Annotated in this window: 10 protein-coding genes and 2 pseudogenes; 10 read left to right on the top strand and 2 right to left on the bottom strand. The window is 37.0% G+C overall.

Annotated features, from left to right (window positions below; genetic code table 11):
- Positions 1-5: 5 nt before the first annotated feature.
- From gatB to QUF99_RS05490, 7 genes and pseudogenes are all read left to right on the top strand, one after another.
- Positions 6-1,436, top strand: a complete 1,431-nt coding sequence (gene gatB / locus QUF99_RS05460) for an Asp-tRNA(Asn)/Glu-tRNA(Gln) amidotransferase subunit GatB (protein WP_289368941.1) — start codon at positions 6-8, stop codon at positions 1,434-1,436.
- 742 nt (positions 1,437-2,178) lie between these two features.
- Entirely contained in the window at positions 2,179-3,090 is a 912-nt protein-coding gene (locus tag QUF99_RS05465; protein ID WP_289374572.1) for a diacylglycerol kinase, read from the top strand.
- 25 nt (positions 3,091-3,115) lie between these two features.
- Positions 3,116-3,470, top strand: a pseudogene (locus QUF99_RS05470) (HAD family hydrolase); the annotation flags it as partial.
- Positions 3,471-3,620: 150 nt separating this feature from the next.
- The gene (gabT, locus tag QUF99_RS05475) at positions 3,621-4,982 is read left to right on the top strand and encodes a 4-aminobutyrate--2-oxoglutarate transaminase (protein WP_289368942.1); all 1,362 of its coding nucleotides are present in this window, start codon (positions 3,621-3,623) and stop codon (positions 4,980-4,982) included.
- A 198-nt stretch (positions 4,983-5,180) separates the two neighbouring features.
- Complete coding sequence (locus QUF99_RS05480) at positions 5,181-6,548, top strand: sigma-54 interaction domain-containing protein (protein WP_289368943.1); 1,368 nt, start codon at positions 5,181-5,183, stop codon at positions 6,546-6,548.
- Complete coding sequence (locus tag QUF99_RS05485) at positions 6,541-7,992, top strand: NAD-dependent succinate-semialdehyde dehydrogenase (protein ID WP_289368944.1); 1,452 nt, start codon at positions 6,541-6,543, stop codon at positions 7,990-7,992. Before QUF99_RS05480 ends, QUF99_RS05485 begins: the two co-directional genes overlap by 8 nt.
- Before the next feature lie 307 nt (positions 7,993-8,299).
- Complete coding sequence (locus QUF99_RS05490) at positions 8,300-8,623, top strand: DMT family transporter (RefSeq protein ID WP_286123314.1); 324 nt, start codon at positions 8,300-8,302, stop codon at positions 8,621-8,623.
- A 104-nt stretch (positions 8,624-8,727) separates the two neighbouring features.
- Here the strand turns inward: QUF99_RS05490 and QUF99_RS05495 are convergent, their stop codons facing one another.
- Both QUF99_RS05495 and QUF99_RS05500 read right to left on the bottom strand, forming a co-directional pair.
- Positions 8,728-9,987 (bottom strand): cation:dicarboxylate symporter family transporter, encoded by a 1,260-nt coding sequence (locus QUF99_RS05495; RefSeq protein WP_289368945.1) that lies wholly within the window; start codon positions 9,985-9,987, stop codon positions 8,728-8,730.
- Between the two features lie 317 nt (positions 9,988-10,304).
- Positions 10,305-10,400: pseudogene (locus QUF99_RS05500) on the bottom strand (aminopeptidase); the annotation flags it as partial.
- 493 nt (positions 10,401-10,893) lie between these two features.
- Between QUF99_RS05500 and QUF99_RS05505 the strand changes: the two are divergent.
- From QUF99_RS05505 to QUF99_RS05515, 3 genes are read left to right on the top strand one after another with little or no spacing between them, the layout of a single operon-like run.
- Positions 10,894-11,166 carry a TIGR04197 family type VII secretion effector gene (locus QUF99_RS05505; protein ID WP_289368946.1) on the top strand — a complete coding sequence of 91 codons (273 nt, stop codon included), beginning with the start codon at positions 10,894-10,896 and terminating at the stop codon, positions 11,164-11,166.
- 44 nt (positions 11,167-11,210) lie between these two features.
- On the top strand, positions 11,211-11,573 hold the full coding sequence (locus QUF99_RS05510; RefSeq protein ID WP_289368947.1) for a DUF3958 family protein: 363 nt from the start codon (positions 11,211-11,213) through the stop codon (positions 11,571-11,573).
- Positions 11,570-13,021: a T7SS effector LXG polymorphic toxin gene (locus tag QUF99_RS05515; RefSeq protein WP_289368948.1), complete on the top strand. Its 1,452-nt coding sequence runs from the start codon at positions 11,570-11,572 to the stop codon at positions 13,019-13,021. Before QUF99_RS05510 ends, QUF99_RS05515 begins: the two co-directional genes overlap by 4 nt.
- Positions 13,022-13,023: the final 2 nt, after the last annotated feature.

Below are 13,023 nucleotides of genomic sequence, written 5' to 3' on the forward strand. Positions count from 1 at the left end.
CATAGATGAATTTAGAAACAATTATTGGTTTAGAGGTTCACGTTGAGTTAAAAACAAACTCTAAAATTTTCTCTGCAAGTCCAACAGAATTCGGAGCAGCTCCAAATACACAAACAAGTGTAATTGACTTAGGATATCCTGGGGTGCTTCCAACTCTAAATAAAGAAGCAGTAAACTTTGCGATGAAAGCAGCAATGGCATTAAACTGTGAAATCGCAACAGAAACAAAGTTTGACCGTAAGAACTATTTCTATCCAGATAACCCGAAAGCGTACCAAATTTCTCAATATGATAAGCCAATTGGGGAAAATGGTTGGATTGAAATCGAAGTAGACGGCAAAAAGAAACGCATCGGTATTACACGTCTTCACTTAGAAGAAGATGCGGGTAAATCTACGCATACAGACGAAGGCTATTCATTAGTAGACTACAACCGTCAAGGTATGCCGTTAATCGAAATCGTATCTGAGCCAGATATGCGTACGCCAGAAGAAGCATATGCATACTTAGAAAAATTAAAATCAATCATTCAATATACAGGTGTATCTGATTGTAAGATGGAAGAGGGTTCTCTTCGTTGTGATGCGAACATTTCTCTTCGTCCAGTTGGAAGAGAGAAATTCGGTACAAAAGCAGAACTGAAAAACTTAAACTCTTTCGCTTACGTACAAAAAGGCCTTGAGCACGAACAAGTGCGTCAAGAAAAAGAATTATTATCTGGTGGCATTATCCAACAAGAAACACGCCGTTATGATGAAGCAACGAAGAAAACAATCTTAATGCGTGTGAAAGAAGGATCTGACGATTACCGTTACTTCCCAGAGCCAGACTTAGTTGAACTTTACATCGATGATGAGTGGAAAGAACGTGTTCGTGCTTCTATTCCTGAGCTTCCAGATGCTCGTAAAGTACGCTATGTTGAAGAGCTTGGGCTACCAGCTTACGATGCGCACGTATTAACATTAACGAAAGAGATGTCTGATTTCTTTGAAGCAACAGTTGCAAATGGTGCAGATGCGAAATTAACATCAAACTGGTTAATGGGTGAAGTACTAGCATACTTAAATAAACAACAAAAAGAATTAAAAGAAGTGGCATTAACGCCAGCTAGCTTAGCAAAAATGGTTCAATTAATTGAAAAAGGTACAATTTCGTCTAAAATTGCGAAAAAAGTATTTAACGAATTAATTGAAAAAGGCGGAGAGCCAGAAGAAATCGTAAAAGCAAAAGGTCTTGTTCAAATTTCTGATGAAGGCACACTTCGTAAGATCGTAACAGACATTCTTGATAATAACGAACAATCTATTGAAGACTTCAAAAACGGTAAAGACCGTGCAATTGGCTTCTTAGTTGGTCAAATCATGAAAGCAACAAAAGGACAAGCAAATCCGCCACTTGTTAACAAAATCTTATTAGAAGAAATTAATAAGCGATAATAACGAAAAGCGGAGCCGACTGTTTAGGCCTGGCGGCTAAGGTTCTTTCACACAGAAAGTGTTTGTTACTTTCTTGTGTGAAAGGTTCTTAGACGTGAAGGGCTAGGAGGCGGAGCTAGACAATAACGAAAAGCGAAGGTGGCTCGTTTAGCATTGGAGCTTCTGACAGAGAAGCGTTTTTTGCCTCGTAGGAAGAAGTGAAATGACCGAGTATTCGAGCCGTTAGAACTATCAAACATCAAAGATTAAACAGAAAAAACACCCATATTTGGGTGTTTTTTCTGAGTTAAACAAACATTTGTTTAAATAAGGGCTATTTAATCAAACGTTTGTTTAACTGACAAATGGCAAAAATGTTTATATAGCAACTATGGTATGATAGTTGCAAAAAGGTGGGAATAATGATAAATCTAGACATAGAGAGTTTTTCATCTCATGTAGGAATAGGGAATCAGTATTTAATAGATCCGGTTTTTTATGAAAGAAATAGGATGAAATAGAACGCAGTATGAATCATGGAACGTCATATATTTCTTGGTAACATAAAGTGAAACTTCCATCAGTGGGAGGTTCCTTATCTGGAAATGATGGTTAGCCCTTATTAATTGGGCTTTTGCTGCCCGCTAGAGCGGGATAAAAGAAGGATATGGAGATGAGAGGAGGTAGGCATAGGAATACTTGGATAAAGGTTTGGTATATTCTTTTTCCTTGAGGATGAATGAGGGTTTTCCTGTGCTAACGAATTATGAAGCGAGCGAGAATAATTTATAATCCTACTTCTGGTCGTGAGTTATTTAAAAAGAGTTTGCCAGAAGTACTGCAAAAATTAGAACAAGCTGGATACGAAGCGTCATGTCACGCGACAACTGGCCCTGGAGATGCGACCGTAGCGGCGAGGCAAGCTGCGGATCGTAAGTTTGACGTTGTGATTGCAGCAGGTGGTGATGGGACGCTAAATGAAGTTGTAAATGGTTTAGTAGGACATGAACATTGTCCGAAGTTCGGTATTATCCCAGTTGGCACAACAAATGATTTTGCACGTGCAATTGGTGTACCGCGTTCCATTGAAGATGCAGCTGATATTATTTGTGCGGGTCAAACGGTTCCGCTTGATCTTGGGAGAGCGAACGGTACATACTTCATCAACATCGCTGGAGGCGGCCGTATTACAGAATTAACATATGAAGTGCCAAGTAAGTTAAAAACGGTACTTGGACAGCTTGCATACTATTTAAAAGGGATTGAAATGCTGCCATCACTACATCCGACATATGTTGAAATTGAGTATGATGGAAAGTTATTGCAAGAAGAGATTACGATGTTTTTAATTACGAATACGCGCTCTGTTGGTGGTTTTGAAAAAGTTGCACCATATGCGTCGATTAACGATGGCTTATTTGATTTATTAGTGCTGAAAAAAGGTTCCATTGCTGATTTAATTAAAGCAGCAACACAAGCACAGCGCGGTGAGCATATTAATAATCCAAAAGTATTATATACACAGGCGAATCGCATTAAAGTTCATTCGCCAGATAAATTGATGATTAACCTCGATGGTGAATATGGTGGGGATGCACCGATGGAGTTTGAAAACATATACCACTGTCTTGAGTTATTCATTCCAGAACGAGAACATGACGAGGATGCTTTATAAGGCATCCTTTTTTTATTACGTGCTGTCTCACGATTTTGCACCAATAGAACTATTTTTAAAGCAACATCAATTAGAATCCTTTTTTTGATTGTATTGTAGCTTCAGATACATTTCCAGCACAAAAACCGGATAAACAAATCGTAGAAGCATTCTGTGAGAGGTTTAGGCTTGATCCGTGTGAAATAGCAGTGATTGGAGATGCGCCGACAGATTTGTATTTAGCAAAAAATAGTGATGTGAGGTATGCGATTGGGGTTCTTTCTGGGACTGGCAATCGTCAAACGTTAACACCACTTACTGATATCGTATTAGATTCTGTAGCTGATTTGATTTCTGAATCCAGTGAGTCTATTTGGGAGCAAGAGAAGTCTAATATGTAAGTAAAATAAGTCTATACGGACTTGCAATAAGTCCGTATAGACTTATTTTTTATGTCGTAATTCTCAACGGATTAGAGTGTTATCGTATTTATAAGTTGGCATGCATTTTGCAATATAAATAGAAAATCATAGAAAAGGATGGAAGATACGATGAATACAAAATTTGCTAAAGTAAATGAACAAATTCCAGGACCAAAAGCGGCTTCTTTATTTGAGCGCCGTCAAAATATCGTTCCAAGAGGGGTTAGCAATGGCATTCAAACATTCGTACAGTCAGCTGATGGCGCACTTGTGACAGATGTAGATGGAAATCAATTTATTGATTTCGCTGGAGCAATTGGAACAATTAATGTTGGACATTGTCACCCTGCTGTTACAGAAGCGATCCATAAGCAAGTAGATCAATATATTCATACTGGTTTTAATGTAATGATGTATGAACCATATATTGAACTAGCAGAGAAGCTCGCAGCGTTAGCACCTGGGGAGTTTGATAAGCAAGTACTATTTCTAAATAGCGGTGCAGAAGCAGTTGAAAATGCAGTGAAAATCGCTCGTAAATATACGAAACGACCTGGTATTATTGCTTTTTCAAAAGGGTTTCACGGCCGTACATTGATGACAATGACGATGACAAGTAAAGTAAAGCCTTATAAATATGGATTTGGCCCATTTGCACCAGAAGTATACAAAGCGCCATTCCCATATGAATATCGTCGTCCAGAAGGGCTAACAGAAGAACAATACGATAACTTTATTATTGAAGAATTTAAGAGCTTTTTAATATCAGAAGTTGCGCCAGAAAGTATAGCGGCTGTTGTGATGGAGCCTGTTCAAGGCGAAGGTGGTTTCATTGTCCCAAGTAAAAAATTTGTACAGGAAGTACGTCGTCTTTGCTCTGAACATGGCATTTTATTCGTCGCTGATGAAATTCAAACTGGCTTTAGCCGTACAGGAAAATATTTTGCGATTGAACATTATGATGTGGTTCCAGATTTAATTACTGTATCGAAATCATTAGGAGCAGGAGTGCCGATTAGTGGCGTAATTGGTCGCAAAGAAGTTATGAATGAATCCGCTCCAGGTGAGTTAGGCGGAACATATGCTGGAAGTCCATTAGGCTGTAGTGCAGCATTAGCTGTTCTTGATGTAATCGAGAAAGAAAAATTAAATGAACGAGCTGTACAGATAGGAAAAGTCGTTATGAATCGATTTGAAGAAATGAAGAAAACATATAACTGTATTGGTGATGTTCGTGGTTTAGGAGCAATGTGTGCATTTGAAATTGTTAAAGATCGTACAACGAAAGAGCCAGATAAAGTATTAACAGCAAACTTATGTACAGAAGCAAATAAACGAGGCTTACTCCTTTTATCTGCAGGAACATATGGGAATGTAGTTCGCGTTTTAATGCCACTGGTTATTACTGATGAGCAATTAGAAGAAGGACTGACAATTATTGAGGATTCTCTTCAAGCTTGTTATGAGCAAGCTGATATAGCTCGGGTGTAAATCATGTAATATATTAAAATCTTGTTTGCGACCATTCTAGTTTTCTCTGGTTGATTCGAAAAGAGGGCGAATCATTAAAGTGAATGAATAAAATCCCCACGAATGGAAATTTCACTTTATAATAAGGATAAATGTAAACGGTGTAGTAAAGTGAAACAATGGACTTGAAAAACTTTCATACTTCGGGGAGTGGCTGGAATGGTTGCAGAAAAGGAACGAGCGCTTATGGATTTAAGAGATGTATTTGAATATGCGTTTGATGAAATTTTTGTTACGGATGAGCAAGGTATGGTTGTCCGTGTAAATAGTACATGTGAAAGGCACTACCAGTTACCGGCTGGGAAGTTGATTGGCAAGCATGTAAAAGAGTTGCAAAAAGAAGGTATTTTTTATCCATCTGCAACATTGGAAGTTATTGAGAAGCAGAAGCCGATTGAACTTGTTCAAACAACAAAATCAGGAGAATATTTGCATGTTCGTACAAGACCAGTGTTTGATGAACAAGGAAATTTGCGACGAGTCATTAGCTATTCACGTGATTTAACGGAACTCTATCAATTACGAAAAAAAGTCGAGGAGATGGATGACCAGTTAAAAACGTATAAAAAAGAATTGCGAGAAACGTATGAGCACGAAGGTCTTATTTTTAAAAGCGTAGCTATGCAGAAAATAGTCAAAACAATCAAAAAAGTATCCGTGGTAGACAGTACGGTTCTTGTCTTAGGAGAGACGGGAGTAGGGAAAAGTAGATTAGTACGTCATTTGCATGAAGTGAGTCATCGTAAAAATGAGATGTTTTATGAGATAAATTGTGCAGCCTTGCCAACAAATTTAATTGAATCAGAGTTGTTTGGGTATGCAGGCGGTACATTTACGGGGGCAAATCGTGAAGGGAAAAAAGGGATTTTGGAACTAGCTCATAAAGGAACTCTTTTTTTAGATGAAATTGGTGAAATGCCGCTTGAAATTCAAGCGAAGCTTTTACAAGTATTACAGGAAAAAACATTTCGCCCGGTAGGGGGAAGAGAGTTAAAAAAAGTAGACGTGCGTATTGTGGCAGCAACGAATCGAGATTTAGCGGAAATGGTGAAACAAGGAACATTTCGAAAAGATTTATACTATCGCTTGAATGTTATACCGATTCATATTCCACCACTCCGTGAAAGGACGGAAGATATTTTACCTTTAGTCTATCATTACTTGGATCATTCTAATGAAAGATATGGACGCAGTGTAAAATTATCTCCGAGTGTATTGCAAGTTCTTGTAGGATATCCTTGGGAAGGAAACAATCGGGAAATAGAAAATGTGATAGAACGGATTGTTATTACCGCAGATGACCTTGTTACAACAGAAGATTTACCATTATCTATGCAAAAATCTACAATCGAACAATCTGGTAAAAGTCTTTACGAAATGTTAGAAGAAGTGGAAGGAAATATCATTCTTAAAGCGTACAAAACACATGGATCGAGTTATAAAGTAGCAGAGTCTTTAAAAATAAGTCAATCAGCAGCGACTAGGAAAATTAAGAAGTTTATAGGGGAGGAAGAAAACATTGGATAAGAAAGCAGCGTATATTAATTTAGATCAGAAGGCGATGTATATAAACGGGGAATGGATTCAACTGCAGGAACAAATTGAAATTAATAATCCGGCGACACAAGAAGTTTTTGCGGCCGTTCCGAAAGGTGGAGTAACTGAGGCGAAGCAAGCAGTTGATGCTGCGTACGAAGCTTTTAAAAGTTGGTCAAAGTTAACGGCAGCTGATCGTGCCCAAAAGTTGAGAAAGTGGTTTACATTAATTGATGAAAACAAAGAAGAAATTGCAGCGATTATGACGAGAGAGCAAGGAAAGCCATTTGCAGAAGCGCTTGGCGAAGTGAATTATGCAAATAGCTTTGTAGAATGGTATGCGGAGGAAGGTAAACGCGTATATGGTGAAATGATTCCAGCTTCTCATCCGGACAAGCGCATCCTTGTAACGAAGCAACCTGTTGGTGTTATCGCGGCTATTACACCGTGGAATTTTCCAGCTGCTATGATTACGAGAAAAGTAGCACCAGCACTAGCAGCAGGTTGTACAGCAGTCGTGAAGCCCGCAAGTCAAACACCGCTAACAGCGTTAAAGCTAGCAGAACTTGCACATGAAGCTGAAATTCCAAAAGGTGTTTTGAACATTGTAACGGGTAGTGCAAAAGCAATCGCTGATACGTGGATGAACGATGGGCGCGTGAGAAAGGTTTCTTTTACAGGATCAACTGAAATTGGGAAAGAATTAATGTGCAGTGCTGCGAAAACAATGAAAAAAGTTTCACTTGAACTAGGTGGGCATGCCCCATTTATCGTAATGAACGATGCAGATTTAGATAAAGCGGTAGAAGCAGTGATTGGATCAAAATTCCGTAACGCTGGGCAAACATGTATATGTACAAACCGAGTGTTTGTTCAAGAAGCAGTGTATGACAAATTTGTAGAGAAGTTTCAAAAAGCTGTAGGCGAGCTTAAGGTAGGGGACGGATTCGGAGAAGGAACGACTGTAGGGCCACTTATTGATGGAGCTGCTGTTGAAAAAGTGCAGGAACATATAGAAGATGCCATCCAAAAAGGTGGAGAATTACTTTACGGAGGACAAAAAATCGCAGAGTTGAATGGTCACTTTATTCAGCCGACTGTAATTGGCGGGGCCAATGATACGATGTTATGCATGAATGAGGAAACATTTGGACCGGTTGCACCTGTCGCAAAATTTGAAACAGCTGAAGAAGTAATTGAACGTGCCAATAACACGCCGTACGGTTTAGCAGCATATGTATTTACAAAAGACATTAGCCAAGCATTTCAAATTAGCGAAGCATTAGAATACGGCATTATCGGTTTAAATGACGGTCTTCCATCTGTTGCACAAGCTCCATTTGGTGGGTATAAAGAAAGTGGTATTGGTCGTGAAGGTGGTCACTTTGGAATTGAGGAGTATTTAGAAATTAAATATATTTCGTTAGGATTGTGAAAAGAAGTAACTATATAAATACAAATTAAAAACCGACAGAAAACCCTTCTTTTTAGGTGGGAGAGAGCGTCCGGCCATGCATAGAAGCGGTCAGATCCTTTTTTTGCCCCATGCCAAGTGAAAACAAAGAGAGAAAACGAATGCAGGTCACCTTATGTTAACCATAGCCGCGGCTTATATGTTGAAAAATCAAAATGGATTTATATAAGTTACAAGCAGATGTTATTTCGAATGAAGGAAATCTTGTTTGGGATAAAAAGAACATAGTATACTAGAATTCCAAATGATGAAAAATAAGGAGTTCTATATGGTCTATTGGTTATTACTACTTGTAACGATTGTATTTGAAGTAGCTGGAACAGTCGCAATGAAATTATCAAATGGCTTAACAAAGCTTGTTCCGAGTGTTCTTATTTTTGTATGTTACGGTATTTGTTTTAGCATATTTGCAGTGGTTGTAAAGAAGATTCATTTAAGTATTGCATACGCAATTTGGTCCGGTTTAGGGACATTATTTATTACAATCATTAGTGTATACTTTTTTAAAGAGCATATTAGCTTATTTCAAGCGTTCTGTATCCTTTGCATTGTGCTTGGTGTAATTGGATTAAAAGTATCATCAGCATCATAAAGTGAAATGGCTGTCTTCCCATAGGAAGACAGCCATTTTATTGTTTTCTATTTATACTACTGAGTCGTTTACCATGAGGAAAATAAATCAGTTATTTTCCTTCATCAAGAAATTTTCTGCAAGGAAACTTTCGCTTGTTTTTCATCAAACTTTCCTTCCCATTTAGATATAACGATAGTAGCTAACGCGTTTCCTACTACATTCACTGCTACTCGAATCATATCTAAAATCCGATCAATTCCTGCAATAAATGCTAAACCCTCTAAAGGAACGCCTATTGTTCCAAGTGTTGCGAGCAGTACAACTAGTGAGGCTCCTGGTACGGCTGCTATTCCTTTAGATGTAAGCATAAGAACTAACAACAAAGAAATTTGCCCCCAAATAGATAGATTTATTCCATATGCTTGTGCTAAAAACATAGCTGCAATCGCTTGGTATAGTGAAGATCCATCCAGATTAAAAGAGTAACCTGTAGGAACTACAAAAGACGTAATAAATTTAGGACAACCTATTTTTTCTAATTTTTTCATAAGCATTGGTAAAACTGTTTCGGAACTTGCGGTTGAATATGCAAGTAATATCTCATCCTTTAAATATTTCATAAGACTAAAGATATTTATTTTTACAAAACTAGCAATAGTACCTAGTACGAATAATACAAAGAAGATCATACTTCCATATACTAATACAACTAATTTAAATAGAGGAATAAGGGACTGAATACCAAAGGTAGAAACCGTCATTCCGATTAATGAGAATACCCCTATAGGAGCAACCTTCATAATTTGATTTGTAACATAAAACATAGCGTCAGCTACACCTTCAAAGAATTTTAATACAGGTTTTCCTTTCTCTCCAATGGCTGCAATTCCTAGTCCAAATAAAACAGAGAAGAAAATAATAGCAAGTAAGTCTCCTCTTGCCATGGCGTCGATGATATTAGTAGGAACGATATTTACTAAAGTATCAACCATAGAATGCTGTTGTGCTTGATGAGTAGTTTCGACATATGAACTGATATCACTTTTATGCAATGTATTCAAATTGATCCCATTTCCTATTGGGAAAATTGTAATGACCACAATACCAATGATAAGAGCAAGAGTTGTAACAACCTCAAAATATAAAAGCGCTTTCAATCCTAAGGTTCCTAATTTTTTTACATCGCCGACCCCGGCAACACCGATGATAATAGAGGAAATGACAATAGGGACTACAATCATTTTAATGAGGTGAATGAATATATCACCTGCAGGCTTTAAATAAGTAATTATTTCTTTCTCTCCATAAAAAATTGCCCCTACTATAATTCCTGTAATAAGTCCTATTAATATTTGCCAAGCGAGTCCTAATTTCCATTTCATTTGCATTACTCCTTCCAATGTACATTTTGATTTTTACAATTTTCCTTGATTGAGAGAACTTTTTCACCTAAATATGAACAATAAGTTAAAAAGTATAGAGAGTCATTATGTAATAAAAATATAAATTCAGAAAATTTACAGTAATTAAAATATAACATTTTCTATAATAAAAGAAAAATATATAATCGATAATGGGGGTTCAAAAAATCAGTGTAATGAGGAAGTTAGTATCCAAAAGCGGTTTAAAGTGGCAAGTCAATCTAAAAAGTGCTGTCTCCATTACGAAGACAGCACTTTTCATTTAGTAATTTTCTTTCTTAAAATGCCCAGTTACCTTTACGGAAAATTGGCTCGTGTGTTCCATCGGCAATAATGCCGTCGATGTCTATTTTTTCAGAAGTAATCAGGAAGTCTTATTTCATTATTACATATAACCTCTTTTTCATCGGAATCCCTACACTTTATTTTTGGAAAACTCGATAAAAAATAAATTCATAGAATAATCAAATCTACCATTATGGTATAATTTTCCTAATTGATAAAATAATGTAAAAAAAGAAGGAGGTATGGGAACTCAAATAAAATTAACACCCAAACGATGAAACATGAGATGAAAATACAGTTGAACGGAAAAGAATTTGTGCTGGATGAAATAAGCATTGCAGAACTATTTCTTCTCATGAATCAAGACAGAATGAAGCGTTAGTTGAAGTCATTTAAAAAAATTCACAAGATTTTGTAAAAGAATTAAAACAGATTAGTGATGAATTAGAAATGAGGTAACTGTATGGCGTATGTCAATGGTACCAGACCAAGCCCGAAAGAGAACGGGAGGATAAAGAGTTGACATACTTGCTATGCAACCCTCTTGATGTGTCCAGAAAAATACGGAAAGGATTTTAAGCAATGGGACAATTTCAAAGTAATTTTCAAACGGCAGAACAAATCGCTACGCAAATGGGGAAGGCTTCTGACACGATTCAAAGTGCAACAAGTAAATCTATAACGAAATCGAAACGTACTACGTTATCTATTAACTCGAAAGCACAAGAAGCCAATCAACAAGCTTTAGATTTAACTAAACAATTTTGTGCCGCTTTTCAACAAGCAGTTAACAATATTCATTCTGTAGCTAAAGAGTTTGAGAGAATGGATAACGAACTTCAAAAGAATTTTTAAGTCGACATGACAACCTACATAAACATGAAAAAGTAGGAGGGAAAATGAATCAAGATATCGAAAAACAAATCAATCAATTGAATCAAAAATTAAGAAGTTTATCTGAGGAACAATACCAAAATCAATGTGCTATTCAAAAACAAGAACAAGCGGAAGTAGATTTTCATGAATGGAGAGGTCGAAACCGTCGTTTGTTTGATCGAATTTTAGGAACTTGGCATGGTGATAGAGAGCTGTCTCAGTTTTTTATGAATACGTATCAGGATGCACAACATATTGAACGAAAAGTTACATTTGAATTGGAAAACAAAAAAGAAACGTTATTTAAAGAGAGGAAAAACTTGAGTGATCTAGAAAATGACCTTTCCTATCAACAGAAAAGTTTAGCACGGGAGGTCAATTCATGAATTTAAACATGTATCTAGGGGAAGTACAAACCCAAACACAGAGTATGAATGCTTTGTGTAAGACTACTATTCAAGGTATGGAACAAGCTATCCAGTCGATTGATACTTTTGTAGGTGATGCTGTTCTACAAGGAAAAACTTATGACAGTGCAAAAATATTCTTTGCACAAACTTTTCGTCCTTTAGCTCAAGGAATCATTTACTTGTGTGAAGAATTGATTTGTCAAAATGATGCTTTTCCGAGTGATTTTCAATCAAAGGTTGCTTCGACAGATGTTATTGAACAAGAAATATTAGAACAAATTCGAGAAATTGAACGAATGAATACTGGTATAGTAGGAATCATTCAAAACATGCCAGGTATGCAGGCCATGACACACATTTTTGATTCCATGAAACGGAAGCTCCAAAAAAAATTAGAACATCTGTATGAATTCAATCAAACTTCCAGTAGTAACTATGATATAGCCATTCAACTAGCTGCTAGCATTGCTAAGGGTCTTGCGGAAGTCCAAAGTGGAAAAGGTTTTAATGCCGCAAGTGGTACATTTAGTACGCAAGGGTTGAATATGGAGTGGACGGCTTCTATTCAAGAAACTATGGAAGAGCGAGCTCGTCAAGCTGAAATTAAAGAAATGGCTTTAAAAGAACAAGAAGCTGCTTTAAAAGAAAAAGAAGACAATAGACCATGGTATCAAAAAACAGCCATCGGTGCTTGGGGATTTTTTCAAGGCGTTTGTAATTCAGTTGCAGAAGCCAATGTAGGACAAGAATTACCTATGAATGATGAATTAGAAAATAAGAAAACCTATCAAGTTGGAAACCTTGTAGGAAATATTGTAACCGGAGGACAAACCGTTTTAGAAGTTCTAGGAGGCTGGGCCATCATAGGAGGTTCTAATATTGGAACCGTAATCTTGGAAGGCGCAACTGCTGGATTAGCATCACCAATTGTTCTCCCAGCTGATGTAGCCCTTACTGCTGCTGGAGCTGGTGTTGTTACACATGGCGGATATATTTGGTATAATACAATTCAAAATGGTATTGATAACCTTCAAAAATTCCAATCTTCTTCGTCTTCTGGTGGGCGTGTTAATAAAGTTAAAGAGAATGGTAAAATTGATAAAGAGGGAAATGCTACTAAGGGTACGGGTAATGCTGTTAAGGGAGCTAGTGTACCTAAGGCTTTAAAAAATAGTGATATCCCTAACATGAATAGAGAAAAAATAATTGATTCTGTACCTGACAATTGGACTATTAATGATAATAATGGATTTGCACATATAAAGGATGAAAATGGTGTTATGAGAATGAGAATAGACCCACCAGATAAAATAACAAAATATGACCATGTTCATGTATACGATAAAGATGGAAATCCATTAGATATCAATGGAAATATTGTCGATAGAAAAAGCCCAGATGCACATATCCCATATAAGAAATGAGG

Source organism: Bacillus sp. DX4.1 (assembly GCF_030348195.1).
Lineage (GTDB): Bacteria > Bacillota > Bacilli > Bacillales > Bacillaceae_G > Bacillus_A.